This is a genomic window from Kribbella sp. NPDC048928 (assembly GCF_043197975.1).
Taxonomy (GTDB): Bacteria; Actinomycetota; Actinomycetes; order Propionibacteriales; family Kribbellaceae; genus Kribbella.
This window is the reverse complement of the sequence record NZ_JBICUC010000002.1, coordinates 1,302,194-1,326,128: the sequence shown is the minus strand read 5'-3', so window position 1 is coordinate 1,326,128 and position 23,935 is coordinate 1,302,194. Positions and strand designations below refer to the sequence as shown.

General features: G+C 69.2%; 26 protein-coding genes. 9 read left to right on the top strand and 17 right to left on the bottom strand.

Going from position 1 to position 23,935, the window contains the following annotated elements:
- Positions 1 to 3: 3 nt before the first annotated feature.
- The 3 genes from ACGFI6_RS13410 to ACGFI6_RS13400 all read right to left on the bottom strand — a co-directional run bounded on the left by ACGFI6_RS13410 (position 4) and on the right by ACGFI6_RS13400 (position 2,612).
- A complete protein-coding gene (locus ACGFI6_RS13410; RefSeq protein ID WP_393118057.1) occupies positions 4 to 231 on the bottom strand; it encodes a hypothetical protein in 228 nt (75 codons plus the stop codon).
- 176 nt (positions 232 to 407) lie between these two features.
- A complete protein-coding gene (locus ACGFI6_RS13405) occupies positions 408 to 1,835 on the bottom strand; it encodes an aminopeptidase P family protein (protein WP_393118056.1) in 1,428 nt (475 codons plus the stop codon).
- 42 nt (positions 1,836 to 1,877) lie between these two features.
- Positions 1,878 to 2,612 carry a GntR family transcriptional regulator gene (locus ACGFI6_RS13400; RefSeq protein WP_393118055.1) on the bottom strand — a complete coding sequence of 245 codons (735 nt, stop codon included), beginning with the start codon at positions 2,610 to 2,612 and terminating at the stop codon, positions 1,878 to 1,880.
- A 91-nt stretch (positions 2,613 to 2,703) separates the two neighbouring features.
- Between ACGFI6_RS13400 and ACGFI6_RS13395 the strand changes: the two genes are divergently transcribed.
- From ACGFI6_RS13395 to ACGFI6_RS13385, 3 genes are read left to right on the top strand one after another with little or no spacing between them, the layout of a single operon-like run.
- The gene (locus ACGFI6_RS13395) at positions 2,704 to 3,456 is read left to right on the top strand and encodes a LamB/YcsF family protein (protein WP_393118053.1); all 753 of its coding nucleotides are present in this window, start codon (positions 2,704 to 2,706) and stop codon (positions 3,454 to 3,456) included.
- Positions 3,456 to 4,061 (top strand): allophanate hydrolase subunit 1, encoded by a 606-nt coding sequence (locus ACGFI6_RS13390; RefSeq protein WP_393118051.1) that lies wholly within the window; start codon positions 3,456 to 3,458, stop codon positions 4,059 to 4,061. The genes ACGFI6_RS13395 and ACGFI6_RS13390 overlap by 1 nt, the downstream gene beginning before the upstream one ends.
- Complete coding sequence (locus ACGFI6_RS13385; protein ID WP_393118049.1) at positions 4,058 to 4,894, top strand: biotin-dependent carboxyltransferase family protein; 837 nt, start codon at positions 4,058 to 4,060, stop codon at positions 4,892 to 4,894. Before ACGFI6_RS13390 ends, ACGFI6_RS13385 begins: the two co-directional genes overlap by 4 nt.
- Here the strand turns inward: ACGFI6_RS13385 and ACGFI6_RS13380 are convergent.
- Both ACGFI6_RS13380 and ACGFI6_RS13375 read right to left on the bottom strand, forming a co-directional pair.
- On the bottom strand, positions 4,887 to 5,375 hold the full coding sequence (locus ACGFI6_RS13380; protein WP_393118047.1) for a VOC family protein: 489 nt from the start codon (positions 5,373 to 5,375) through the stop codon (positions 4,887 to 4,889). The two genes, ACGFI6_RS13385 and ACGFI6_RS13380, sit on opposite strands and share 8 nt — an antisense overlap.
- A 39-nt stretch (positions 5,376 to 5,414) precedes the next feature.
- Complete coding sequence (locus ACGFI6_RS13375) at positions 5,415 to 6,365, bottom strand: GlxA family transcriptional regulator (RefSeq protein ID WP_393118046.1); 951 nt, start codon at positions 6,363 to 6,365, stop codon at positions 5,415 to 5,417.
- A 99-nt stretch (positions 6,366 to 6,464) separates the two neighbouring features.
- Here ACGFI6_RS13375 and ACGFI6_RS13370 point away from each other — a divergent pair, with 99 nt between their 5' ends.
- Together ACGFI6_RS13370 and ACGFI6_RS13365 are read left to right on the top strand one after the other, a co-directional pair.
- Complete coding sequence (locus ACGFI6_RS13370; RefSeq protein WP_393118044.1) at positions 6,465 to 7,097, top strand: HD domain-containing protein; 633 nt, start codon at positions 6,465 to 6,467, stop codon at positions 7,095 to 7,097.
- Between the two features lie 43 nt (positions 7,098 to 7,140).
- Positions 7,141 to 7,488, top strand: a complete 348-nt coding sequence (locus ACGFI6_RS13365) for a UBP-type zinc finger domain-containing protein (protein ID WP_393118042.1) — start codon at positions 7,141 to 7,143, stop codon at positions 7,486 to 7,488.
- Between the two features lie 180 nt (positions 7,489 to 7,668).
- Here the strand turns inward: ACGFI6_RS13365 and ACGFI6_RS13360 are convergent, their stop codons facing one another.
- From ACGFI6_RS13360 to ACGFI6_RS13335, 6 genes are all read right to left on the bottom strand, one after another.
- Entirely contained in the window at positions 7,669 to 8,670 is a 1,002-nt protein-coding gene (locus ACGFI6_RS13360) for a proline racemase family protein (RefSeq protein WP_393118040.1), read from the bottom strand.
- Between the two features lie 7 nt (positions 8,671 to 8,677).
- Positions 8,678 to 9,580: a dihydrodipicolinate synthase family protein gene (locus ACGFI6_RS13355; RefSeq protein ID WP_393118039.1), complete on the bottom strand. Its 903-nt coding sequence runs from the start codon at positions 9,578 to 9,580 to the stop codon at positions 8,678 to 8,680.
- Entirely contained in the window at positions 9,577 to 11,493 is a 1,917-nt protein-coding gene (locus ACGFI6_RS13350; RefSeq protein ID WP_393118037.1) for an FAD-dependent oxidoreductase, read from the bottom strand. The genes ACGFI6_RS13355 and ACGFI6_RS13350 overlap by 4 nt, the downstream gene beginning before the upstream one ends.
- The gene (locus tag ACGFI6_RS13345; protein ID WP_393118035.1) at positions 11,490 to 12,665 is read right to left on the bottom strand and encodes an NAD(P)/FAD-dependent oxidoreductase; all 1,176 of its coding nucleotides are present in this window, start codon (positions 12,663 to 12,665) and stop codon (positions 11,490 to 11,492) included. Before ACGFI6_RS13345 ends, ACGFI6_RS13350 begins: the two co-directional genes overlap by 4 nt.
- 111 nt (positions 12,666 to 12,776) lie before the next feature.
- Positions 12,777 to 13,361 carry a helix-turn-helix domain-containing protein gene (locus ACGFI6_RS13340; protein ID WP_393118126.1) on the bottom strand — a complete coding sequence of 195 codons (585 nt, stop codon included), beginning with the start codon at positions 13,359 to 13,361 and terminating at the stop codon, positions 12,777 to 12,779.
- Between the two features lie 28 nt (positions 13,362 to 13,389).
- Entirely contained in the window at positions 13,390 to 14,496 is a 1,107-nt protein-coding gene (locus ACGFI6_RS13335) for an SDR family oxidoreductase (RefSeq protein ID WP_393118033.1), read from the bottom strand.
- Positions 14,497 to 14,512: 16 nt separating this feature from the next.
- Between ACGFI6_RS13335 and ACGFI6_RS13330 the strand changes: the two genes are divergently transcribed.
- Positions 14,513 to 15,406 (top strand): LysR substrate-binding domain-containing protein, encoded by an 894-nt coding sequence (locus ACGFI6_RS13330; protein WP_393118031.1) that lies wholly within the window; start codon positions 14,513 to 14,515, stop codon positions 15,404 to 15,406.
- Positions 15,399 to 16,331 (top strand): cation diffusion facilitator family transporter, encoded by a 933-nt coding sequence (locus ACGFI6_RS13325; RefSeq protein ID WP_393118029.1) that lies wholly within the window; start codon positions 15,399 to 15,401, stop codon positions 16,329 to 16,331. Before ACGFI6_RS13330 ends, ACGFI6_RS13325 begins: the two co-directional genes overlap by 8 nt.
- Here the strand turns inward: ACGFI6_RS13325 and ACGFI6_RS13320 are convergent.
- On the bottom strand, positions 16,316 to 16,504 hold the full coding sequence (locus tag ACGFI6_RS13320; RefSeq protein WP_393118027.1) for a DUF3099 domain-containing protein: 189 nt from the start codon (positions 16,502 to 16,504) through the stop codon (positions 16,316 to 16,318). The two genes, ACGFI6_RS13325 and ACGFI6_RS13320, sit on opposite strands and share 16 nt — an antisense overlap.
- 1 nt (position 16,505) lies before the next feature.
- Positions 16,506 to 16,955: a MarR family winged helix-turn-helix transcriptional regulator gene (locus ACGFI6_RS13315; RefSeq protein ID WP_393118025.1), complete on the bottom strand. Its 450-nt coding sequence runs from the start codon at positions 16,953 to 16,955 to the stop codon at positions 16,506 to 16,508.
- 123 nt (positions 16,956 to 17,078) lie between these two features.
- On the opposite strand from ACGFI6_RS13315, the gene ACGFI6_RS13310 reads away from it, so the two are divergent.
- Positions 17,079 to 18,263 (top strand): MFS transporter, encoded by a 1,185-nt coding sequence (locus ACGFI6_RS13310; protein ID WP_393118023.1) that lies wholly within the window; start codon positions 17,079 to 17,081, stop codon positions 18,261 to 18,263.
- A 24-nt stretch (positions 18,264 to 18,287) separates the two neighbouring features.
- Here ACGFI6_RS13310 and ACGFI6_RS13305 read toward each other — a convergent pair whose 3' ends face one another.
- A complete protein-coding gene (locus ACGFI6_RS13305) occupies positions 18,288 to 19,397 on the bottom strand; it encodes a hypothetical protein (protein ID WP_393118022.1) in 1,110 nt (369 codons plus the stop codon).
- Positions 19,398 to 19,502: 105 nt separating this feature from the next.
- Here ACGFI6_RS13305 and ACGFI6_RS13300 point away from each other — a divergent pair, with 105 nt between their 5' ends.
- Positions 19,503 to 20,258: a TetR/AcrR family transcriptional regulator gene (locus ACGFI6_RS13300; protein WP_393118020.1), complete on the top strand. Its 756-nt coding sequence runs from the start codon at positions 19,503 to 19,505 to the stop codon at positions 20,256 to 20,258.
- A 51-nt stretch (positions 20,259 to 20,309) separates the two neighbouring features.
- Here ACGFI6_RS13300 and ACGFI6_RS13295 read toward each other — a convergent pair whose 3' ends face one another.
- From ACGFI6_RS13295 to ACGFI6_RS13285, 3 genes are read right to left on the bottom strand one after another with little or no spacing between them, the layout of a single operon-like run.
- Positions 20,310 to 21,818, bottom strand: coding sequence for a dihydrolipoamide acetyltransferase family protein (locus tag ACGFI6_RS13295; RefSeq protein ID WP_393118018.1), 1,509 nt, complete (start codon positions 21,816 to 21,818; stop codon positions 20,310 to 20,312).
- Positions 21,815 to 22,801, bottom strand: a complete 987-nt coding sequence (locus tag ACGFI6_RS13290; protein ID WP_393118016.1) for an alpha-ketoacid dehydrogenase subunit beta — start codon at positions 22,799 to 22,801, stop codon at positions 21,815 to 21,817. Before ACGFI6_RS13290 ends, ACGFI6_RS13295 begins: the two co-directional genes overlap by 4 nt.
- Positions 22,798 to 23,886 (bottom strand): thiamine pyrophosphate-dependent dehydrogenase E1 component subunit alpha, encoded by a 1,089-nt coding sequence (locus ACGFI6_RS13285; protein ID WP_393118014.1) that lies wholly within the window; start codon positions 23,884 to 23,886, stop codon positions 22,798 to 22,800. The genes ACGFI6_RS13290 and ACGFI6_RS13285 overlap by 4 nt, the downstream gene beginning before the upstream one ends.
- Positions 23,887 to 23,935 lie beyond the last annotated feature (49 nt).

Below are 23,935 nucleotides of genomic sequence, written 5' to 3'. Positions count from 1 at the left end.
CGGTCAGACCGGTACGCCGGTGATGTCGAGGACGCGGTCGAGGTGGTCCCCACGGATCAGGCGTCCGGCCATCAGCCGGAGCTCGGCGCAGGCTGTCTCCAGAGCCTGCGCCTGGCTCCGGCAGTTGTCGACGTACCAGAACGGGTCGTCCGGTTGCGGATCGTCGGCGTCGTCGATGTCGGCGTACCAGTGCAGGTCGCCACAGTTCATGATTCGTACCCGTAGGTTCATGACTACTCCCCGTACCCGGGGATCCCGGGTCCCCCCTGGCCCCAGTCCAGGCCGCCTTCGGCCGGCGCGTGGCCTCGCGGCCCCCCACTGCCACGCGCCCGCCGAGTGCAGCCCTCCCCCGTCCTCTACATCGGTGGGCAGCGGCGAGTGTTACTGATCGTGACCGGTAATTTTGATTACTTCGGCAGGTGCGAGCGGGTCCACTGCTCCAGGCCGTCGGTGGTGATCGGCAGGTCCTCGGTGAGGATCTCCAGCCGGTCGGAGTGGACCACCACGTTGTCCTCGATCCGGATGCCGATCCCGCGCAGCTCCGGCGGTACGGTCTCGTCGTTCGGGTGGAAGTACAGACCCGGCTCGACCGCGAGCGCCATCCCGGCCTCGATGGTGCCGGCGAAGTACGCCTCCGGACGCGACGCGTCACAGTCGTGGACGTCGAGGCCGATGTAGTGGCCGGTGCCGCAGACGATGTACCGGCGGTGCTGCTGCCCGTCCGGGCCGAGCAGCTCGTCGAGGGATGCCTCGAGCAGGCCCCAGTCCCGCAGGCCCTCGGCCAGGACGCGCATGGCTTCGTACTGGAACGCGCGGTACGGCGCTCCGACCTTGACCGCTTCGAGCGACGCGACCTGCGCCTTGTGGACCAGGTCATGCACCTGCCGCTGCGCCGCGGTGAACTCACCGGTCGCCGGGAAGGTCCGGGTCACGTCGGCGGTGTAGAGCGTGCGGGTCTCGACGCCAGCATCCAGCAGGATCACGTCGCCCTCGTTCACCGGGCCGTCGTTGCGGACCCAGTGCAGCACCGGCGCGTGCTTGCCGGCAGCAACGATCGAGGCATACCCGACGCCGTTGCCCGCGGTCCGCGCGCGCCGGTCGAAGGTGCCCTGCAGCCAGCGCTCGCCGCCGCCCCGGATCGCCTCGGGCAGCTCACTGGCCACATCGCCGAACGCCTGCACGCTGGCCGCGACCGCCTCGCGCAGTTGGTCGAGCTCCCAGTCGTCCTTGATCCGCCGCAGCTCGGCGATCGACTGGCGCAGCGCGTTGCCGTCGGTCGCCGACGTCCGGACCAAGGCGTCCAGCATCGGCTCGACGCCGGGGACGGACAGCACGAACGGCACCGCGCCACGCAGCGCGGCCGGCAGTTCGTCGATCGGGCGGCAGGCGATCTGCAGCGCGTCCGACCAGTCCTTCAGGCCCGGTACCGGGCCGATCCACAGCTCGCCCTCGCTGGCGTTCGCGAAGAAGTCCGCCTCGTCCGGGCCGGCGGTCTCGCGCAGGTACAGCGTCGCGTCACCGTCGCCGGAGACGACGAGCACCGAGCCCTCGGCCTGGCAGCCGGTCAGCCAGACGAAGTCGCTGTCCGCGCGGAAGTCGTAGTCGGTGTCGTTCGACCGGACCGGGGCGCGACCGGCGCCGAGCGCGATCCGGCGGCCCGGCAGCGCCGCGGCCAGCTTCCGCCGATGCTCGGCGGCCGCTTCGGCGAGCCCGTCCGGCACCGACACCGACCGGTCCACCGGCCCCCAGCCGCTGGCGATGAACTCGCGGAAACCCTTGGCGTCGATCGGACGGTAGGACTTCGGTGTCTGGTCGGTCCGGGCGTCGTCGGTCATGACCTGCACTCCCCTTTGCTGCTGACGTTTCTGCTCATCAATTCAGGTGGTCGCGGGTTGACGCAAGCCCTTATCGCGGAACGCCGCGAGCAGGCCTTGCTCGGAGTCGAGCAGGTACTGGTGCAGGTCCGCGGCGGCCTGCTCGTACTTGCGGGCCTCGAGCAGCTCGTACAGGCCGCGGTTCCGCCCGATGTACGGCTCGTGCAGCTCGCGCGGCGTCGCGATCACGTGGAACAGGAGCCGCAACTCCGCCAGCAGCCGGCCGGTCATCGCGTCCATCCGCGCGCTGTCGGCGAGTCCGATCAGGTGCTCGTGGAAGCGCATGTTCGCCGTACCGACGGCCGGCCAACGGTCCGCGCGGGCACCGGCCTCGGCGGCCTCGACATCGTCGTGCAACGGTTCGATCCGGTGCGCAGGCAGCTCGGGGTCGCGTTCGGCCAGCCCGCGGACGACATCCACCTCGAGGACGCGACGAAGCCGGTACAGGTCGATCACGTCCCGCTCGTCGAGCTCCGGGACGAAGACGCCGCGATGGAGTTTGTAGACCAGCAGGCCCTCGTGGGTCAGCAGCCGGAACGCCTCGCGCAGGGTGTTCCGGCTGACCTCCAGGACCTCGGTGAGCTCGACCTCGGACAGTTGCGCGCCGGGCGGCAGCGCGCCCTCGGTGATACTGCGGCGGAGGATGTCCGCGGCGCGTTCCGCCGAGCTGCTCCGGTCCAGTCGGGCGACGTCGGCCGCGACGGTCCGCAGCCATGCCTGCCGGCCGCTCTCAGTCATCCCTGCATCATCCCAGGTGCCGCCGAAAAGTGGAACAAGACTCTTGCAGGATTGTTGAACAATCCCTAGGCTCGGTGTCGGGAGGTGGCGGATGGATCTCAACGCGGACATGGGTGAAGGCTTCGGCTCCTGGTCGATGGGTGACGACGCGGCGCTGCTCGACGTCGTCACGAGCGCGAACGTCGCCTGCGGGTTCCACGCCGGCGACCCGTCGATCATGCGCCGGGTGACGGCCGGCGCGGTCGAGAGCGGCGTCGCCATCGGTGCCCACGTCGGGTACGCCGACAAGGCCGGCTTCGGGCGGCGGTACGTCGACATCGAGCCGGCCGCGCTGCGCGACGAGGTCGTGTACCAGCTCGGCGCGCTGGACGCGTTCGCGCGGATCGCCGGCGATCGGGTCCGGTACGTGAAGCCGCACGGCGCGCTCTACAACACGATCGGCCACGACGTGGAGCAGGCCGGCGCTGTCGTCGCGGCCGTCGCGGAGTACGACAAGACGCTCCCGGTCCTCGGCTTGCCCGGGTCCGAGTGGCTCCGGCTCGCGTCCGAGGCGGGGCTGACCGTGGTGCACGAGGCGTTCGCGGACCGCGCGTACACGTCGGCCGGCACGTTGGTTTCCCGGCGCACGTCCGGTTCCGTGTTGCACGACGCGGACGAGATCGCTTCCCGCAGTACGGCGATGGCAACGGGCGAGGCGATCCGCGACATCGACGGCGGCACGCTCGTGCTGGATGCGGCCTCGATCTGCGTACACGGTGACACTCCGGGGGCTGTCGAGATCGCGCGCCGGGTGCGCGGCGCCTTGGAGGGAGCGGGCGTCACGCTGCGCCCGTTCACCGGCTGATGCGCGTACTGCCCGCCGGGGACCGGGCGTTGCTCGTGGAGCTCGACGGCCTGGACGACGTGCTCGGGTACTACGCCGCCCTGTCGGCCGATCCGCCTTTGGGTGTTGTGGATATCGTCCCGGCCGCCCGCACGATCCTCGTCACCACAAGCGGCGACCTCGCCTCCTTGTCACGAGCCTTGCAGGACCTGACCCCTTCTCAGGACCGCCGGGCGACCGGCGATCTCGTCGAGCTCCCGGTCGTGTACGACGGGGAGGACCTCGCCGACGTCGCCGGCCTCCTCGGCTGCACGGCAGCCGAGGTGATCGCCCGCCACACCGCCGACGAATGGACCGTGGCCTTCTCCGGATTCGCGCCCGGTTTCGGCTACCTGACGTCCACCGGCGACTGGGACATCCCACGCCGCTCCTCACCGCGGACGAAGGTCCCGGCCGGCGCCGTCGCACTGGCCGGCGAGTTCAGTGGCGTGTATCCGCGCGAGTCGCCGGGCGGTTGGCAGCTGATCGGCCGTACGTCGGTGCGGATCTTCGACTCGTCCCGTGAGCCCGCCGCACTGTTCCATCCCGGGCGCCGGGTCCGGTTCGTCGACGCGGGTCGTGGATGAGCAGCCTGACCGTTCTCGCAACGGGGCCGTTGGCAACAATCCAGGATCGCGGACGCACCGGGCAGGCGGCCCTCGGCGTCCCCGCGTCGGGCGCCTGCGACCGGGCGTCGTACGAGCTCGCGAACCGGCTGGTCGGGAACGAGGGCGGCGCGGCCGCTCTGGAGGTGACGTACGGCGGCCTGGCCCTTCACGCGGACGGCGACCTCCTCGTCGCAATCACGGGCGCGCCCTGCATCGGCGTACCGCTGAACGCTCCCACCTTGGTACGGGCCGGTGAGGTCCTGCGCCTCGGGCCGCCGACGAGCGGTCTGCGCACCTACGTCGCAGTCCGCGGCGGGATCGACGTCGCGCCGGTCCTCAACTCCCGCTCGACCGACCTGCTCTCCGGGTTGGGTCCGCCGCCGCTGAGTCCCGCGCAGACGCTGCCGATCGGCTCGCTCGTACGTCCGATGCCGGGCGTGGATCTGGCCCCGGTCGCCCATCCCACCGCCGGTCGGGTCGTGATCCAGGTAACCCCAGGCCCACGACGAGACTGGTTCACCGCTGCGGCGTGGACGTCGCTCCTTTCGCAGACGTACCACGTCAGCAGCAACAGCAACCGCGTCGGCGTACGGCTGGACGGAACACCACTCGAACGCGCCCGGACCGGCGAACTCGCCAGTGAAGGCATGGCCCGTGGCGCGATCCAGATCCCACCCTCCGGTACGCCGGTGATCTTCCTCGCCGACCATCCCGTGACCGGCGGCTACCCGGTCATCGCGTACGTCACCGACGCGGACCTGGACGCCTGCGCTCAAGCCCGCCCCGGCCAACCCGTGCGACTCGTCAGCTGACCATCGCGTCGGCGAACGTCTGCTGCGCGTGCCGCATCAGGTCGGCTTCCGCCGGATCCGCGAAAAGCGCCGGCAGCGTGCTCGGGTCCACGTCCTGCACGTGCGTCTGCAGCCACCAGATGTTGCCCACCGGATCCTGCACGCGACCGCCCCGATCGCCGGTGATGCCGGAGTACATCAACTCGGTGACGACGCTCGCGCCGGCGTCGAGTGCTCGCTGGTACGTCCGCTCGACATCGTCGACGTACACACTGAGGAAGCTGGGCGTATCAGGCCAGTCCGCGGCTGCGTCAAACGTCATCAGAACCGACTCACCGACCGTGATCTCGGCATGCCCCACGGTCCCGTCCTCGTTCAAGAACCGCCCGCTCGCCCGCACCTCGAACGTCCGCTCCACAAACTCCAGAAACCTGTCCGCCCCCTTCGCCACGATGTATGGCGTAACGCTTCCCTTGCCGCCCGGAATCCGTGTCGTTGTCATGCCACCACCCTCCCAACAGCAGCGGACAGTCTCTGTCCTCTATTGCTTGGCTGCCTGGAAGCGGCGGCGGTACTCGGTCGGCGTCGTGCCGAGCTGCCGAGCGAACGCGCGGCGCAGAGTCTCGTCGCTGCCGAGCCCGCTGAGCCGCGCGGCCGTGGTGATGCTGTGGCCGTCGAGCAGGAGTTGCTGCGCCCGATCCAGCCGCACGCGTTCGACCCAGCGCCCTGGAGTCGTACTGAACTCGCTCTGGAACAACCGGGTCAGATGCCGCGTACTGACGGCCGCCGCGGCAGCCAGGGTCGACAGACTGTGGTCAGCGGCCGGGTCGGCAACCACCGACTCAGCGATCGCCCGCAACTGATCGGTCCGCGCCGGAGGAGTCGCCATCGCGGTGGAGAACTGCGACTGCCCACCAGGCCGCTGCATGAAGACGACAAGTTCCCGCGCCACCGCCCGTGCGAGATCGCTGCCGTGATCCCCCTCGACCATGGCGAGCGTGAGATCGATGCCGGCGCTGATCCCGGCAGAGGTCACGTACCGCCCGTCGGCGACATGCAATGCGTCCGGCTCAACACGCACCTTTGGGTACTGCCGCGCCAGCGCCCCGGCATGCCGCCAGTGCGTCGCCGCCCTCCGTCCGTCGAGCATCCCCAGCTGAGCCAGCACGAACGCCCCACTGCATACCGACGCCACCCGCACGGCCGCCTCGGCCAGCGCCGCCGTCACCTCCAGCACCTCATCCGGCACGCCACCAACAAGGTGATCCGCCCCTGGCACCACCACGGTCCCGACCGCGCCAACCTCTGCGGCTGGAACCACCCCCGCCAACTCGACCCCCGAGCCGGCCCGCACCACTCCACGCTCCTTCCCCACAAGCACCACCTCGTACAGCTCCGCTTGGGTCTGGTGCGCGAGGTTCGCCTGGTGGAGCACCTCGAGGGGACCGGTGACATCGAGCAGCGTCACACCGTCGTACACGACAAACGCCACGCGGTGTGTCCGAATCTGAGGTTCATCTGGCGATAAGGACATGGCACCACCGTACCTCCGAGCGCGAATCTGGAACCCCTTCGAGAGAGGAAGCGCCCGATGACCGAAGAGATCGCCGGGGTCCGGATCCCCGACAGCAAGCTCGCGCAGGAAGCGACCGAGCTCGTCCGCGACACCGCAGCCCCGCTGCTGTTCGACCACTCACGCCGCGTCTTCCTGTTCGGATCGCTCCGCGGCCAGGAGCTCGCGTACGACCCTGAACTGCTGTATGTCGGCGCGATGTTCCACGACCTCGGTCTGACCGAGCGCTACCGGCGTACCGACCAACGCTTCGAGATCGACGGCGCCGACGAGGCCCGCCGCTTCCTGGACGACCACGGCATCACCGGCGAGCCGGCCGACCGCGTCTGGACAGCGATCGCACTGCACACCACCCCGGAGATCCCGCTGCACCTGGCGCCCGAGATCGCGCTCGTCACGCGCGGTGTCGAGCTCGACGTCCTCGGGATCGGGTACGACTCGATCACGCCTGCACAGCGCACCGCGGTCGTCGCCGCCCACCCGCGCCCGGACTTCAAGGCGCGCATCCTCGACGCCTTCACGGCGGGCCTGCGGGATCGCCCTGCGACCACCTTCGGCAATGTGAAGGCGGACGTCCTCGAACACTTCGTCCCCGGCTTCCACCACACCGACTTCGTCGACGTCATCAAGAACTCGCCGTGGATCGAATAGGCGTTCCTTGTCGGACTCGGACAGACGAGTCAGGATGTGCGGTATGACTTCTGGAACCCCGGGCATCGACAGCACTGTTCCCCCGAGCGGCACCGGATGCGTCGAGTGCCTGGAAGCCGACGGCTGGTGGTTCCACCTCCGTCGCTGCGCCCAGTGCGGTCACGTCGGTTGCTGCGACTCGTCCCCCGCGCAGCACGCCTCGGCCCACGCGGCCGAGACCGACCACCAGATCGTCCGCAGCTTCGAGCCCGGCGAGGACTGGTTCTGGCACTACGGCGAGGCCCAGTACTACGAAGGCCCCGACCTCGCCCCACCCACCGCCCGCCCCGAGACCCAACCCGTCCCCGGCGGCAAAGTCCCCACCAACTGGCAATCCCAACTCCACCGCTGACCCGCCTCCGGCACCGCCCTGCCTCTGCCCACCCCCGCCCCACCCTGCTGCTGGCCGGCCGGCCGCGGGTCCAGTGGACAGGAACCAGGGGGCCTGCACAGGAAATAACCTGTCCCCGGCCACCGCTTCCTGTGCCCACCCACCATTTCCTGTTCACGCGCCTGGTAGGACCTGCGGTTGTCAGAGGACGAAGCCGGTGGGGAAGGGGTCGTCGGGGTCCAGGAGGTAGTTGGCGGTGCCGGTGATCCAGGCTCGGCCGGTGACGGTGGGAACGACCGCGGGGTACGGGCCGACGGTGGTTTCCTCCAGGAGGCGTCCGGTGAAGCGGGTACCGATAAAGGACTCGTTGACGAAGTCGGAGTCGAGGGCGAGCTCGCCGCGGGCGTGGAGCTGCGCCATCCGCGCGGACGTACCAGTGCCGCACGGTGAGCGGTCGAACCAGCCCGGATGAATCGCCATCGCGTTGCGGGAGTCTGCGCCGTCCAGCCCCGGTGCCGTGAACTGGACGTGCTTGCACCCGCTGATCCCGGGGTCGAGCGGATGCACCGGGCGGTCGGCGGCGTTGATCGCGTCCATGATGTCCAGGCCGGCCTTCAGGATGCGGTCCTTCTCGGCCCGGTCGAACGGGATCCCGAGCTGCTCGAGCGGCAGGATCGCGTAGTAGTTCCCGCCGTACGCCAGGTCGTAGGTCACCTTGCCGAGCCCCGGCACGTCGACCGAGGCGTCCAGCGCGTGCGAGTACGAGGGGACGTTGCGAAGCGTCACGTGTTCCGCGCGACCGTTGCTCACGGCAACGTCGACGACGACGAGCCCGGCGGGCGTGTCGAGCCGGACCTTGGTGACGGGTTCGGTCACCTCGACCATGCCGGACTCGACGAGGACGGTCGCGACGCCGATCGTCCCGTGGCCGCACATCGGCAGGCACCCCGACACCTCGATGTAGAGCACGCCCCAGTCAGCGTCGGATCGCGTCGGCGGCTGCAGGATCGCGCCGCTCATGGCGGCGTGACCGCGCGGCTCGTTCATCAGGAACAACCGCAGGTCGTCGAGGTGCTCCATGAAGTACTCACGGCGCTCCGCCATCGTCGCGCCGGGCACCACGCCGACCCCGCCGGTGACGACCCGGGTCGGCATCCCCTCGGTGTGCGAGTCGATGGCGGTGATCGTCCGTACCGACCTCATGCCTGCCTCATTTCAGCGACTCCACGGCCTTCTTCATGTCCTGCTCCAGTTGCGCGAGGTGCTCGGGAACGAGCGGCCCGCGCGGCGGCCGGCACGGTCCGCCGAACCGCCCGACGTAATCCATGCCGTACTTGATCGCCTGCACGAACTCGGTCCGCGAATCCCACCGGAACGCGGCGACCAGCGGCTCGTACAACGCCCGGGCCTCCTCCAGCTTGCCCTGCGTCGCAAGCTCGAACAACTGCACCGATTCCTTGGGGAACACGTTCGGGAAGCCGGCGAACCAGCCGGTCGCGCCCATCAGCAGCGCCTCCAGGGTCAGGTCGTCCGCGCCCGCGATCACGGCCAGGTCGGGCGCCAACTCGCGGATCTCCAGGACCCGCCGGACGTCACCGGAGAACTCCTTCACCGCAACGACATTCTCGATCTGCGCGATCTCGGCGAGCAGGTCCGGCGTCAGGTCGACCTTGGTGTCGAGGGGGTTGTTGTAGACCATCACCGGAAGGCCGGCCTTCGCCACCTCGGTGAAGTGCGCGATCACCTCACCGCGATTCGCCCGGTACATCGTCGGCGGCAGGCACAGTACGCCGGTGGCGCCGTCCTCGGCCGCCTTCTCCGCCCACGCCCGCGCCTGGTGCGATCCGACCCCGTGCACGCCGACGATCACGATGCCGTCGTCGCCAACAGCCTCGATCGCGGTCCTCGCGACGGCGCGGCGCTCGTCGTCGGACAGCGACGAGTACTCACCGAGGGAACCGTTCGGTCCGACACCGCGGCAGCCGTTGTCGACCAGCCAGCGGCAGTGCTCGGCGTACTTGTCCAGGTCCGGCCGCAGTCCCGCCGGCGCCGCCGCGTCCTCGGCATACGGGAGCGCGGTCGCAACGATCACGCCCTCCAGCTTCTCGCTCATTCTTCCTCCATAGGTGCCGGCCCGACTGCCGGCCTGACTGCCGACTTGGTGCCTGCTGGTTGCGCGGCCTCGGCCGCCGCCAGATCCCGCAGCCTCACTGGTACGGCGATCGGTCGTTTCATACTTGGTACCGGTACGTCGCCGGGGCCGGCGAGCAGGGCGGCGACTGTGCGCGAACACACTCGGCCCTGGCACATCCCGAGCCCTGCGCGACTGCTGAGCTTCATTGCCCGGCCGTCTGCCAGCCCGCGCGCCTCGGCGGCACCTTCGAGCTCACCACGCGTCACTTCTTCACACCGGCAGACGAGAGTCTCCGCGGTACTCCAACTCTGCCACCCGTCCCGCACCGGATAAGCCGCCGCCAAAGCAACCGCAAACCGCCGCCCCTTGTCCACCACCCCGCGAACCTCACGATCCCAGCCGGCCTCCGGAGTACCTGCCGAGCGCGTGGCAGTTCGCGTGTGGTCGGCGGCGGTCCGGGTGTGGTGGGCTGCGGTTGGCGTGTCGTGGGCGGCGGTTCGGATGTGGGCGGCGGCGGCAGTGCCGGCGAGGGTGCCTTCAGCGGTAGAGAGCGCGGCGCCACCGATGCCGGTGAGTTCGCCGGCGGCGAAGACGCCCGGAGTGCTGGTTTGCTGGTCGGCATCGACCGACACGGCCGGGCCGCCGTCGGGGCCGGTGGTGAGGTTGCAGCGGGCGGCGACGGCGAGCTCGAGGTTGGCGGTGAAGCCGAATCCGACGCAGAGCGCGTCAACCTCGACACGGCGTTCACTGCCGGGGATCGGATGCCAGTTCTCGTCCAGGCGGGCAAGGGTGGCCGCCTCGACGCGGGCGGCGCCATGGGCGGCGATCACGGTCCAGCCGTGCCGAAGCGGCACGCGGTGTCGAGCGAGCAGGGCGCCGTACCCGACCGCTTCCTTAAGCTTGCTTGGAGCAACCATCGGATCGGTGGACCACCCCTTGCGGACCGTCTTCAGGGAGTTTGCCTCGAGGAGCGCGACGACGTGCGCACCGACTCCGATCAGCGATTCGGCGACCGGCAGCAGGAACGGTCCGGTGCCGGCGACGAGAACCCGATGGCCGACCGCGATGCGCTGTCCTTTGGCGAGGGCTTGCGCTGCGCCGGCGGTGTAGACGCCTGGGAGATCCCAACCTGGGAACGGAACAACGCGATCGTATGCACCGGTCGCGAGGACGATCGCCTTCGCGTCGATCGGGAACGGCTGCCGTCCGCTCGAGTCGGCCGGTCCGGTCTGGGCCCAGAGCCGTTGGTCTTCGAGGGCCCAGATCGAGGTGTCGGGCAGGTAGGTGATCCCTTGGTGGGCGACAAGCCGATCCCGTTGTGCGGCGAACGACTTCCACTCGTGTTGCAGACGGTCCGGGCGGTGCGCGGCGAACTCGGTGGCGAGTTGCCTGTTGTACTGCCCGCCGAGCGCGCGGCCGTTGTCCACAAGCAGCACGTCCGCCCCACCGTCCGCCGCGGCAAGCGCAGCCGCAATCCCCGCCGGCCCTGCACCCACCACAACAACCTCCGCCATCCGAGCAGCGGACGACTGACCACCATGCGCTCCCGTGCTCGGGGCAGTGGGTGAGGTGTGAGTGGTGGGCAGAGTGGCGCCTGGTTGGGTTGTCAGGTGATCGCCGGGGGTGATGGTGCGTTGGCAGGCTCGTACGTCGGGGAGGCTGTTGACGGTGATCAGGCAGTCGTGGCAGGCGCCGATGCCACAGAAGATTCCTCGTGGGCGGCCATGGACGCGAGTCGTGCGCCAGGTGTCGCGACCGTTCGCGAGCAGCACGGCGGCGACCGTCTGACCGGCGTACGCCGTGACGGGCTGCCCATCGATGGTGACGTCGAGCGCCGGCGGCGTGCCGGGCTCGGCGGGGTCGCCGGAGCGCGGGCGGAGGCAGGAGGTCATGCGGCGATCACCGCCCGACGGTCGACGCGGAACGGTGTCGGGTCGAGCTGTGGTGTCAGCCCGAGGAACTGCTCCGTGATCAGCCGCCCGGTCGCCGGCGCCAGACCGATGCCCGCGCCCTCGTGCCCGGTCGCGTGCCACAGCCCGAGCAGCCGTGGATCCGGCCCGATCACCGGCAGATGATCCGGTGCGTACGGACGGAAGCCACCGTACGCACGCAGCACCGGCACGTCGCCCAGGAACGGGAACAGCCCGACGGCCTTCCGGGCGAGCTCCCGCAGCACCTGCACCCGAACGGTGTCGTCGAACCCGATCCGCTCCCGGCTCGAACCGATCAGCACCGTCCCGGCCCGCGTCGATTCGACGACCGTCGACGTCTGCAGCTCCGCATCGCCACTGCCGACGGCTCCGACATAGTCCGCGTCGTACACCTTGTGACGTACACACTCCGGCAACGGCGCCGTGACCAGGATCATCCCGCGCCGCGGCAGCACCTCGATCCGCGCACCGGCCGCCGCGCTGAACGCTCCCGACCACGGACCGCACGCGTTCAGCACGGCGCCGCAGGCGATGTCGCCGTCCGACGTGTCCACGCCGACGACGCGCCCACCTGACTGCCGCACTCCGAGCGCGGTGACCCCCGATCGCACCTCACCGCCGCGCTCCCGAACCGCCGCCAACAGGGCAGTGGCAGCCAGCACCGGCTGCACCTGCGCGTCCTCCGGATAATGCACACCGATCGTCACGCGCGGAGTAAGCAGTGGCTCGAGCTCGAAGACCTCTGCCGGCGTGATCACCCGCGCGTCCACGCCGGCCTCTCGTTGTTTCACGGCGAACGCGGTCAGCGGCTCCGGATCTCCGGTCGCCACCACGACACCACCCTTGGCCTCCCACTCCACGTCGGCGACCCGCTCAGGCAGTCTGCCTCGCACCGCGTCCCACTCCGAGCGCGATGCGATCGCCAGGTCGAGCTCCGGCCCCGGCTCCTTGTCGGACACGAGCACGTTGCCCTCGCCCGCCGCCGTCGTCCCCGCCGCAGGACCGTCGCGGTCGATCACCAGCACCTGCACCCCGGCGGCCGTCAGCGCCTCCGCGCACGCGGCCCCGACCATGCCCGCGCCGACCACCACCACATCAGGCGTCGCGGACCGGTGCATGGCGGACCGGTGCATGGCGGCCTCCTCGGGCAGGACGTTCGCTAAAATGAACGATACCGAGGTTACGCGGGCTCCCGACGACCGGTCAATGCACTCAACCGGACCTGTCGGAGACCTTTTCCGGAACTATCCAGGCAGATGCGGCCCGCCAGCCGCCGCCGGGTACACATCCGGCGGGTACTCGAGCAGCAGCACCGACCGCACCGGCCCGTCCAGCGCCTCGTACGAATGCACCCCGGCCGCCCGGAACGCCAGGTAGTCGCCCGGCCGCAGTTCCTCGTTCTGCCCATGGGCATTGATTCGCAGGCATCCGGACAGGACGATGTGGTGCTCGGTCCCCGGGTGCCCGTCGGAGTGCTGGACCGCGTCCGGCCGGATCTCCTGGTTGTAGATCTCGAACAGCCCGCCGGGGTGCTCGAGCCGCCGGAGCATCCGCAGGTCGATCGCGTCACCGGACAGTACGTCGACGTCAGCGGACCGGACCAGCACCACGTCGGAGGCCTGAGACTCGGCGAGCAGCGCCGACACCGGGACACCGAGAGCGTTCGACAAACTGAACACTGTTTCAATCGTCGGGTTGCCCGCGCCGGACTCCAGCTGGGACAGCGTGCCCTTCGCGATCCCGGACCGCCGGGCCAGCTCGGACAGCGAGATCCCCTGCTCGTCGCGCCGCGCGCGCAGGTTGGTCCCGAGCAGTTTCCCCGCACCCATCGCAGTCACAGCCCGGAGCATGCCACATTCAGGGAATGATGCGTCGCTGTCGCAGGTCGGCGAAGATCCGGTAGAACATCTGCTCGGTGTCGACGTAGGTGTGGAAACCGGCTCGGCGCGACTTCGACGCGTCGGCGAAGAAGTCGTAGTCCCAGCCGAAAACGAAGTCCGCGAACGGCCACGACGACACCTCGGCGAACGAGGTGGGCGCGAGGTCGTGCGTCGCCTGAAGCTGCTTCCACACCGGCTCCTTGTCGGCCATCGCGTCCTGCAACGACAGCTGCAACGGCGGCGCGGCCTCCAGCCCGAACCAGTTCGCCAACCGGGGCCACAGCTCGCTCCACCGGAACAGGTCGCCGTTCGTGATGTTGAACGCCTGGTTCGCCGCCGCCGGCGCGGTCGCCGCCCAGACCGTTGCCTCGGCCAACAATCCGGCATCGGTCAGTTCCAGCAACGAGTGGTACGCGCCAGGCTTGCCTGGGAACCGCAGGGGTACGCCGAGTTCCTTCGACAGCGAGGCGTACACAGCGATCGCGACCGCGAGGTTCATCGGGTTCCCCAGGGCCGCGCCGCCAACCACAGACGGGCGCAGCGCCGACCACGTCCACGACTTCCCCTGCTGGCGTTCCTCCAGGAACCGCTGCTGATCGACGTTGAACTCCGGCGGCAGGTGCGGCGGGTCGTCCTCGCGCGCCGGCGTCTTGAACGGCCCGAGATGCGCGCCGTACACCTTGTAGCCCTGCATCAGGCTGACATGCCGCAGCCCGCGCGCGATCGGCTCGATCGCCTCGACGACGTTGACCAGCATCGCGAGGTTCGGGGCGACCAGTTCGGCCCACGTCGGCCGGTCCTGGTACGCCACGTAGAAGACATGCGTCACGTCGCTCAGCCCGGACAACTGCTTGCGGGTGTCGTCCGGATCGAGCAGATCGACGGCGACGTGCCGGACCCGGCCGGGGATGTCGGTGCCGCCGCGGCGCGACAGCCCGATGACTCGCCAGTCCGGCAGACCCGCCAGATGCTCGACCAGATTCGTCCCGATCACTCCGCGGGCGCCGACGACCAAAGCCACGTTCTCCATGTCCACAGCCTTGCTGACCTGCGCGAATAAAACCAAGGCATAGTTTTCACCCAAGCCATAAACTCAATTCATGGCAACGCTCCGACAGCTCGAGTACTTCGTGACCGTGGTCGGCGAAGGCTCCTTCACGAAGGCCGCCGAGCTCCTGCACGTCACGCAGCCCGCGCTGTCCCATCAGATCCGTACGCTCGAACGCTCCGCCGGCGGCCCGCTGCTCGAACGCCTCCCGCGCAGCGTGCGCCTCACCCCGACCGGACGCGCCATGCTCCCGCACGCCCGCGCGACCCTGGCCGATGCGGAGCGAGCCCATTGCGCCGCACGGCAGGCCGCCGGTCTCGAAGTCGGCGAGCTGCAGATCGCGACGCTCTACTCCATCACCTTGGGCGTTCTCCCGGCCGCACTGCGCGAGTGGCGCCAGACCCGTCCGAACGTCGGCATCCGCCTGTTCGAGCACCGCCACACCGACGAACTGGTGGACGCGATGAACGCGGGCCAGGCCGATCTCGCGGTCGGCCCGCAGCCCGCGAACTGGTCCGGCGTCGCCCGCCTCCTCGGCACCGAGGAGCTCGTCGTAGTGGTCGCCGCCGACGATCCCGCCGCGACCGGGGACACCGTGAAGCTGCACGACCTGGCCGACCGTTCCTGGGTCCACTACGCTCCCGGCCACGGTCTCGCCGACGTCCTCGACAGCGCGTGCGCACAGGCCGGATTCGAACCACACATCGCCGTACGGACCGAACAGACCGCCGCAGCCCCCGCGCTCGCCGCGGCCGGCCTGGGCCCCGCTCTCGTCCCGGACAACATCCTCCCGAATGACTTCGACGGGCACGTACTCCGGCCGGAACCCGCCGTACGTCGCATACTCACGGCGTACACGCGGAGCACCCCTGACCCGCTGGCCGCCGCGTTCATCGACGTACTGTTTCGGTCCGCCGGGCTGCGGGCACGCGATGGGGATGGCTGAAGAAGAGTCGGACGGCACAGTCCTGCTGGCCGGTACGGCGAACCTGGCGATCGCGATCGCCAAGATCGTCGCTGGCCTGCTGTCCGGATCGACGGCGCTGCTCGCGGAGGCGGCGCATTCGGTGGCGGACACGCTCAACCAGGCGTTCCTCCTGACCGCACTGCACCGCAGCCGCAAACCTGCCGATGCACGACATCCGTTCGGCTACGGGATGGAGCGGTACTTCTGGTCGCTGCTCGCCGCGGTCGGCATCCTCGTCCTCGGCGCCGGCTTCTCGATCACCGAAGGTCTGCGCTCGATCCTCGACCCCCAACCGATCGCGGCGCTGACGGTGATCTACCCGGTCCTCGGGATTTCGTTCCTGTTCGAGGGAACGTCCTGGCTACGCGCGGTGCTGCAGCTCCGGCGGGAGGCCCGAGACGCCGGCGTACCCGTTCTGACGCAGCTGCGGAACGCCGAGCCCGCCGTGAAGACCGTGGCCTTCGAGGACTCCGCGGCCTTGATCGGCCTCCTGATCGCGGCCGCGGGCGTCACGCTCGCGGTCGTCACCGGCGAGCACATCTGGGACGGTGTCGCGTCCATCGCCATCGGCGCGCTGTTGATCGTCGTCGCATTCACGCTCGGTCGCGACAACAAGGCGATGCTGATCGGGCGCGCCCTGCCGGACGGAACGCAGCGCGAGATCCGCGCGATCATCACCGCGGAGCCCGGCATCGTGGAAGTCCTTGACCTGCTCAGTCTGCGGCTCGCGCCGGACCAGGTGCTGGTCGTCGCGACCGTTGACCTCATCGACTCCGGTACGACCGGCGCCGCGATCGAGCAACTCGCCGAGAAGATCGACGTCGAGGTACGCCGCCGGCACCCGGACATTCGGCACCTGTACCTCGACCCCACGCCCGGGGACCCAGATCAGCGCTTGTCGTGACCCCAGTTGGCCACGATGACGGCGGCCGGGGGCAGTACTGCAGCGACCGCGCTCATGGCAACGGCTGCGGGGATCGAGAACAGCCGTACGACGAACCAGGCCAGGATGATCAGCGTGACGCAGCTGCCCATCAACAGGACGTACAGCTTGCGGTTGTCGTACTGCCGGGCCATGTCACACCGCCAGCGGGAGCTTCCCCAGCGCGTTCACCAGCGGGGACAGCTCAGGTAGCTCGGCGGCCTTCTCCAGTGCGGACGCCAGTACGGCGCCGTGTGTCGGCTGAGCCTGCTCGAGCAGGTCGCGGCCGGCCTCGGTGACCTCCGTGTAGATACCCCGGCGGTCCGTCGGGCACAGGTACCGCTGGAGCAGCTTGCGGTCCTCCAGCCGGTTCACCAGACGTGTAGTGGCCGACTGACTGAGCACCACGGCGTTCGACAGCTGGTTCATCCGCAGGTGGTAGTCGTCCTGGCGCGCCAGCACGTCCAGCACGCTGTACTCGCTCACCGAGAGGCCGTGCTCCTTCTGCAGGGCACGCTCCAGCTCGTCCTCGATGCGGGCATGCAGCGCCGCCAGGGTACGCCACCCCTGCGCCCGCGCCTCGGCGGCGTCATCCGGTAGTCCCACGAGACCTCCACTTGAACATCACGCTTGCATGCGCAATCATAGCGCTTGTGCAATAGCCCGCGTGTGCAACTATCGCGCACGCCGGTAACAATCGCCAGATTACATTCAAGGAGAGTTCGCGTCATGCCCGCAGCCTTGCTGGCTCTGGCTATCGGAGCGTTCGGGATCGGGACCACCGAGTTCGTCATCATGGGCCTGCTGCCCGAGGTCGCGACGGACTTCGGGGTCAGCATCCCGTCCGCCGGCCTGCTCATCTCCGGCTATGCGCTGGGCGTCGTGGTTGGCGCCCCGCTGCTCACCGCGATCGGATCGAAGGTCTCCCGCAAGACCGTGCTGATCGCGCTGATGGGCGTCTTCATCGCCGGCAACCTGGTCTCCGCACTCGCTCCGACGTACGGCGTGCTGATGACCGGACGGATCGTCGCGGCACTGTCGCACGGCGCGTTCTTCGGCGTCGGGTCGGTCGTGGCGGCCTCGCTGGTTCCCAAAGCGAAGCAAGCGAGTGCGATCGCACTGATGTTCACCGGGCTGACGATCGCGAACGTACTCGGCGTACCGGGCGGGACCGCGCTCGGCCAGCACTTCGGATGGCGGTCGACGTTCTGGGCGGTGACTGCGCTCGGTGTGGTCGGGCTGCTCGGCATTGTGGTGCTTGTGCCACGGCAGAGTTCTACCGAAGGTCCTGGTCTGCGCAGCGAGCTGGCGGTGTTCAAGAGCCTGCAGGTGTGGCTGGCGCTTGCCATGACCGCACTGGGGTTCGCTGGGGTGTTCGCGTCGTTCACGTACATCGCCCCGATGATGACCGAGGTAGCCGGCTTCTCAGCCGGCGCGGTGACCTGGCTGCTCGTACTGTTCGGCGGTGGGCTCGTAGTCGGCAACCTGCTGGGCGGTAAGGCAGCAGACCGCTCACTGATGCCGAGTCTGTACCTGATCCTGACGCTGCTGGCCGCCGTACTGGTCGTCTTTGTCTTCACGGCGCACGCAAAGGTGCCATCGGCGGTGACGATCGCGCTGTTCGGCGCTGCCGGCTTCGCCACGGTCGCACCACTGCAGAAACGCGTCATGGACAAGGCACAGGGTGCTCCCGCGCTGGCGTCCGCCGCCAACATCGCCGCGTTCAACCTCGGCAACGCCGTCGGCGCATACCTCGGCGGACTGACCATCGAGCGCGGCCTCGGCTACACCGCGCCCAACTGGGTCGGTGCCGCACTGGCTGTCGCCGGTCTGCTCGTCGCACTGACCTCGGGCTTGCTGGACCGCCACCAGACAGCAGCGTCGAGGTACACGGACGCCCTCCCCGTCGCCTAGGACGGTGGGATCAGGAGACACGCCCTACGCGTAGAACTGCGCCACCGCGTCGAAGGACTTCTTCGGCAGCCAGCGGTACGGCGACGCCGGGTTGGCGTTGTCGTACCGGAGGACCTTGCACAGACTGAACGCCGCCATGTCCTCGTCGTGCGGGCGGTCCCACGGCCGGTGCGGTGCGTCCGGTGAGATGAAGGTGTACGGCGATGCTCCCAGGAAGCCCTGCTCGCTGAACACGTGCAGCATGTCGGTCAGGTGGTCCGCCTGCTCCTGCTCGTTGCGGACGTACTGCGGCGGGATCACCGGGACGTCGCCGCTGTAGTCGACGACGTCCCACCCCATCCCGCCCAGCTCCGCCGCGCCGGTGAACGTACAGCAGCCGAATTCCAGGATCAGGATCGGCTTGTTCCAGCGGCGGAACGGCGCGAGCTCCTGCGCGTGGTCGGCATGCCGGTCGTGGTACGAGTAGTAGTCCAGCCCGACGATGTCGAAGATCGACCAGTCCACCTGCTCGAGATCCGACGCCGCGCCGTACGTGACCCGGCCCTTGAAGTTGCTCCGGGCAACCTTCACCGTCTTGGCGGTGAACGCGCGGAACCTGCGCTGCAACTCGGCCAGGTCGAAGTCGCCCTCGGTCAGGTACTCGACCCGCTCGTAGAAGTCCGCACCCGGCACGATCCCGGGCGTGAACAGCATGAACTCGCAGCCGACGACCAGGATCACCTCGTGGTCGTACCGGCGCCGCAACCGCTCCGCCTCGAGCGCGACGCGACGCAGCTTCTCGAGCTCCGCCGCCTGCGGCTCGTCGAACGATCTCGGCTGGATCGAGACCGCGAGCCCCTCCTCCAGCGCGGCGGTCGCGGTGTCGATCAGGCGGCGTACGTCGCTGCCGTAGATGCTGACCCAGGTCGCGTGCAGGCGGTGCCGGATCGCGTGGATCTCGCCGCGCATGATGGCGGTACGCCAGCGCGCCCGGCTGTCCTCGTCACCTCCGCCCGTGTCGTAGGCGACGCCCTTGAGCGTGAGAGTGCTCCGCTTCGCGCCGGCCGGTGTGGCTTCGGCCGTCGTGATGCTCGTCGTCGCTCCTGCGGCCGTGATCGCTCCGAGGGTGAGGAACTGCGCGCGGTTGAGGTTCATGCCGCCGAGTCTTCGCCGGTACGCCGGCCACGTCGTCGTACCGAGGTCGCGGACTGCTCGACTTTGGTCGTGAAACGGTGTTCTCGGATGTGACACACTGTTTCAGTGCGCGAAGCGGATCGTCGGACGCTGCTCGGATCGGTGTGGCTGCGGGACGAGCCGGAGCCGACCAGGAACCGGCTGAGCAGGGAGGACATCGTCGCGGCCGCGATCCGGGTGCTCGACCGCGACGGCCTGGACACGTTCTCGATGCGGGCGATGGCGACCGAGCTGGGCACCGCGGCGACGTCGGCGCTGTACTGGCGGATCGCGACCAAGAACGACCTGCTCGAGCTCGTCGTCGACACGATCCTGGGCGACGCACTGGCAGATGCATCAGACAGCGACCCGTTGGTGGGCGATGCGCCGGTGCGCACGGATGGTCGCGCGGGTGGCGACTGGCGCGCGCAGGTGACGGCGGTCGCGCAGGCGGCGTATCGGGCGATGTGGAAGCACCCGTGGGCGGCGCAGCTACTCCCGACGCACGCCGGTCTCGGGCCGAACTACCAGGCGCTGACCGATCGGCTGCAGACGATTCTCAACGACGCCGCCTTCAAGGGCACGCACCTGGACTCGGCGGTGTCCGCGATCTTCCACTATCTGGTCGGCTCGGCGGTGACCGACTCCGCGTGGCTCTCGGTGGTCCGGCGCAGCGGGATGAACGAGCGACGCTGGGCGTCGAAGTCCGCGCAACTGATGGGCGTCGACGCCACGCACCTGGCGGCGTACCTCAACCGCGAGAGCACCGCCGGACCGGAGGCACGCTTCGCCTCCGGTCTCCGCGTCATCCTCGTAGGCCTCCGCCCCCGCCAGATCTCCTGAACCGTTAGGGCGTGTCTCCCGATCCCGCGGCGTGGGAATGGGTGAAACGCCCTAGAGGTCCGCGAAGGCAGACGCCGGGTTCTCGAACGCATCCGCGACGAAGCGGAGGAAAGCTGCCGCGGTGCCGCCGTCGCAGACCCGATGGTCGAAGACGAGCGACAGTTGGGTGAGCTTCCGGACCGCGATCTCGCCGTCCACCACCCACGGCCGGTCGATGATCCGGCCGACACCGAGGATCGCGACCTGTGGGTGGTTGATGATCGCCGCACTGCCGTCGACACCGAAGCTGCCGTAGTTGTTCAGCGTGAACGTGCCCGACGTCAGCTCCTGCTGGGTCAGCTTGCCGTCCCGCGCCGACGCCGTCAGCCGGCGAATCTCCGCGTCCAGGCCGCGAGCGGTCAGCGTGTGCGCATTACCGACCGCCGGTACGACGAGGCCGCGGTCGGTCTGCGCAGCAAGTCCGAGGTTCACGCCGTCGTACTGGACGAGTTCCTCGCGCTCGGTGTCGACGTACCCGTTGAGCTCCGGGTACTTCAACAGGCCGGCGACCGTGAAGCGAGCCATCAACGCGAGTAGACCCGGTCCCTGGTCCGTGGCCGAACGCAGCGATTCGCGGAGCTCCATGAGCGGGGTCGCGTCGACATCGACCCAGGTCGTCGCCTCGGGGATCTCCGCACGGCTCCGGGTCAGCGTGGCCACGACCGCCTTCCGGAACCCACTCATCGGCGTACGCCGCAACTCGTGTAGACCCGTCCGCGAGGCGACCGGCTCGGCCTTCGGCTCGAAGCGGTTCGCAATCACCTGCTCGACATCGCGCCGAACGATCAGCCCGCCCTCGCCCGATCCGTCGATCGTCTTCAGATCCACGCCCGCATCCCGCGCCAACCGCCGCACCAGCGGCGAAACAACCAACGGAACCGCGCTTTCCGGAACCTTTGTTGCAGCAGCCGCCCCATTTGTTCCGGAAAGACGGCTCGCCCCAAGAGCGCCGCTCGCTTGAGTAGCACCGCTCGCCCTAGTAGCACTGCTCGCTTCTGTAGCACTGCTCGCTTCTGTAGCACTGCTCGCTTCTGTAGCACTGCTCGCTTCAGTAGCACCGCTCGCCCCAGTAGCACCGCTCGCTTCAGTAGCACCGCTCGCTCCGGTAGCACCGCTCGCTTCAGTAGCACCGCTAGCGTCCGAGACGTTGCGCGGACGGCGGCGGCGTCCTGCGCCGGCGGTGTCGGTCGTCCCGTAGCCGACGAGCACGTTGCCCGACCCCGCCTGCTCCTCCTCGCGATAGGCCGCCGCAGCGGGGTCGCCGACCGTGATCAGCGGCTTGCCGACCGGGACCGTGGTGCCGGGCTCGCCGTGCAGTTCCTCGATCACGCCCGCGTACGGCGACGGGAGCTCGACGATCGACTTCGCCGTCTCGACCTCCGCGATCGGGGTGTCGACGGCAACCACGTCACCGACCTTCACCAGCCACCGCACGATCTCCGCCTCGGTCAGCCCTTCACCGAGGTCCGGGAGCAGAAACGTGTTGCTGTGCTTGGTGATGAGCTCGCTGCGCTCGCTCATGAGTCCTCCCACTGCAGGTCGTCGACCGCGTCCAGGATCCGGTCCACGCTCGGCAGCTGGTACTTCTCCAGCTTCGGCGGCGGGAACGGAATGTCGAACGCGGTCACCCGCCGGACCGGCGCGGCCAGCGAGTGGAAGCACTTTTCGGTGACCCGGGCAACGATCTCCGACGACACGCTGGCGAACCCGCTCGCCTCGGCCACCACGACCGCACGTCCGGTACGCCGAACCGCAGCGCACACCGTCTCGTCGTCGAACGGCACCACCGACCGCAGATCAACAACCGTCAGCTGTCGCCCCTCGGTCGCGGCAACCTCGGCGGCCTCGAGCGCGACCGGCACCGCGGGACCGTACGCGATCAGCGTCGCGTCCGCGCCTTCCCGCCGTACGACAGCCGTACCGATCCCCGGCTGCGACTCGGTGAGATCGACCTCTTCCTTGGCCCAGTAGAGCTTCTTCGGCTCCATGAACACGACCGGATCCGGAAATTCGATTGCCTTGCGCAACAGTGCGTACGCGTCCGCGACCGTCGCCGGCGTCACCACGGTCAGGCCGGGCGTGTGCGCGTAGTAGCTCTCCGACGAGTCGCTGTGGTGCTCGACGCCGCCGATGCCGCCGCCGTACGGGATCCGGATCACCATCGGCAGCTGGACTCGTCCACGGGTCCGGTTGCGCATCTTGGCGACGTGCGAGACGACCTGCTCGAACGCCGGGTACCCGAACGCGTCGAACTGCATCTCGACCACGGGACGCATCCCGTTCATCGCCATCCCGACCGCCATGCCGACGATGCCCGCCTCGGCCAACGGCGTGTCGTAGCAGCGCTTGTCGCCGAATTCGGCGGTCAGTCCATCGGTGATCCGGAAGACGCCGCCGAGCGCGCCGACGTCCTCGCCGAACATCACCACGGACTCGTCGGCCGCCATCGCGTCGCGGAGCGCCTGGTTCAGCGCCTGCGCCATCGAGATCTTCGTGTGCGTCATGACTCCCGCCCCAGCTCGTCACGGAGGAACGCAGCCTGCTCGCGCAGTTGCTGCGTCTCCTCGGCGTACAGATAGGCGAACAGGTCGGCCGGGTCCACCTCAGGCTCCGGCATCAGGCCGTCCCGCAACTGCGTGGCGATCTGTACGGCGCCGGCCTCGGCGCGCTGCTTCACGTCGTCGTTCAGCCGGCCCAGCCCTCCGAGGTACGTCGCAAGGCGGTCGATCGGGTCGCGGTCGAGCCAGGGCGTGACCTCGGCGTCCTCGCGGTACCGGGTCGCGTCGTCAGCGTTGGTGTGCGCCTGGACGCGGTACGTGTGCGCCTCGATCAGCTGGGGCCCTTCGCCGGCGCGGGCCTTCTCAACGGCTCGTCCGAGTACGGCGAGAAGGCCGGCGAGGTCGTTGCCGTCGGTACGCTCGCCCGGTATGCCGTACCCAATGCCCTTGTGGGCAAGGGATGGCGCGGCACTCTGCCTGGCCAGCGGCACCGAGATCGCATATTCGTTGTTCTGCACGAAGAACACGACCGGCGCCTGGAACACCGCAGCGAAGTTGAGCGCCTCGTGGAAGTCGCCCTCGCTGGTGCCGCCGTCGCCGACGAGCGCCATCACGACCGTGTCCTCACCCTTGAGCCGGGCCGCGTGCGCGACGCCGACCGCGTGCGGGAGTTGCGTCGCGAGCGGGGTGGACTGCGGCGCGACCTTGTGCTTGTACGGGTCGTAGCCGGAGTGCCAGTCGCCGCGGAGCAGCGTCAGCGTCTCGATCGGGTCGACGCCGCGGCTGACGATCGCGGCCGAGTCGCGGTACGTCGGGAACAGCCAGTCGCCCTCGCGCAGCACCATCGTGGCCGCGATCTGGCACGCCTCCTGCCCGAACGACGACGGGTAGACCGCGAGCCGTCCCTGGCGAACCAGCGTGCTCGCCTGCTCGTTGAAGCGGCGGGCCCTGATCAACTGTGTGTAACCGTCGACGAGGGCCTGGTCGGCAGGCAGCTCGTACGACGGGTTTTCGTGCGGTACACCGAACTGATCGATCAGACAGACGGGTTCCGCGGAGGGGAGCAACTGCTGCTCCGAGACGGTGGTCATGAACCCTCCAGCGCAGGAGACGGACGGTAGCCACATCGTCGTACCTTCT

Bases quoted from the DNA above. Each gene is read 5' to 3' on its own strand.
- ACGFI6_RS13340 (WP_393118126.1), bottom strand. From the start codon at position 13,361: ATGGGTGCGGGGAAACTGCTCGGGACCAACCTGCGCGCGCGGCGCGAC.
- ACGFI6_RS13305 (WP_393118022.1), bottom strand. From the start codon at position 19,397: ATGAACCTCAACCGCGCGCAGTTCCTCACCCTCGGAGCGATCACGGCC.
- ACGFI6_RS13400 (WP_393118055.1), bottom strand. From the start codon at position 2,612: ATGACTGAGAGCGGCCGGCAGGCATGGCTGCGGACCGTCGCGGCCGAC.
- ACGFI6_RS13365 (WP_393118042.1), top strand. From the start codon at position 7,141: ATGACTTCTGGAACCCCGGGCATCGACAGCACTGTTCCCCCGAGCGGC.
- ACGFI6_RS13360 (WP_393118040.1), bottom strand. From the start codon at position 8,670: ATGAGGTCGGTACGGACGATCACCGCCATCGACTCGCACACCGAGGGG.
- ACGFI6_RS13390 (WP_393118051.1), top strand. From the start codon at position 3,456: ATGCGCGTACTGCCCGCCGGGGACCGGGCGTTGCTCGTGGAGCTCGAC.
- ACGFI6_RS13410 (WP_393118057.1), bottom strand. From the start codon at position 231: ATGAACCTACGGGTACGAATCATGAACTGTGGCGACCTGCACTGGTAC.
- ACGFI6_RS13310 (WP_393118023.1), top strand. From the start codon at position 17,079: ATGCCCGCAGCCTTGCTGGCTCTGGCTATCGGAGCGTTCGGGATCGGG.
- ACGFI6_RS13295 (WP_393118018.1), bottom strand. From the start codon at position 21,818: ATGAGCGAGCGCAGCGAGCTCATCACCAAGCACAGCAACACGTTTCTG.
- ACGFI6_RS13385 (WP_393118049.1), top strand. From the start codon at position 4,058: ATGAGCAGCCTGACCGTTCTCGCAACGGGGCCGTTGGCAACAATCCAG.
- ACGFI6_RS13285 (WP_393118014.1), bottom strand. From the start codon at position 23,886: ATGACCACCGTCTCGGAGCAGCAGTTGCTCCCCTCCGCGGAACCCGTC.
- ACGFI6_RS13395 (WP_393118053.1), top strand. From the start codon at position 2,704: ATGGATCTCAACGCGGACATGGGTGAAGGCTTCGGCTCCTGGTCGATG.
- ACGFI6_RS13355 (WP_393118039.1), bottom strand. From the start codon at position 9,580: ATGAGCGAGAAGCTGGAGGGCGTGATCGTTGCGACCGCGCTCCCGTAT.
- ACGFI6_RS13290 (WP_393118016.1), bottom strand. From the start codon at position 22,801: ATGACGCACACGAAGATCTCGATGGCGCAGGCGCTGAACCAGGCGCTC.
- ACGFI6_RS13350 (WP_393118037.1), bottom strand. From the start codon at position 11,493: ATGACCTCCTGCCTCCGCCCGCGCTCCGGCGACCCCGCCGAGCCCGGC.
- ACGFI6_RS13325 (WP_393118029.1), top strand. From the start codon at position 15,399: ATGGCTGAAGAAGAGTCGGACGGCACAGTCCTGCTGGCCGGTACGGCG.
- ACGFI6_RS13370 (WP_393118044.1), top strand. From the start codon at position 6,465: ATGACCGAAGAGATCGCCGGGGTCCGGATCCCCGACAGCAAGCTCGCG.
- ACGFI6_RS13380 (WP_393118047.1), bottom strand. From the start codon at position 5,375: ATGACAACGACACGGATTCCGGGCGGCAAGGGAAGCGTTACGCCATAC.
- ACGFI6_RS13405 (WP_393118056.1), bottom strand. From the start codon at position 1,835: ATGACCGACGACGCCCGGACCGACCAGACACCGAAGTCCTACCGTCCG.
- ACGFI6_RS13345 (WP_393118035.1), bottom strand. From the start codon at position 12,665: ATGCACCGGTCCGCCATGCACCGGTCCGCGACGCCTGATGTGGTGGTG.
- ACGFI6_RS13320 (WP_393118027.1), bottom strand. From the start codon at position 16,504: ATGGCCCGGCAGTACGACAACCGCAAGCTGTACGTCCTGTTGATGGGC.
- ACGFI6_RS13330 (WP_393118031.1), top strand. From the start codon at position 14,513: ATGGCAACGCTCCGACAGCTCGAGTACTTCGTGACCGTGGTCGGCGAA.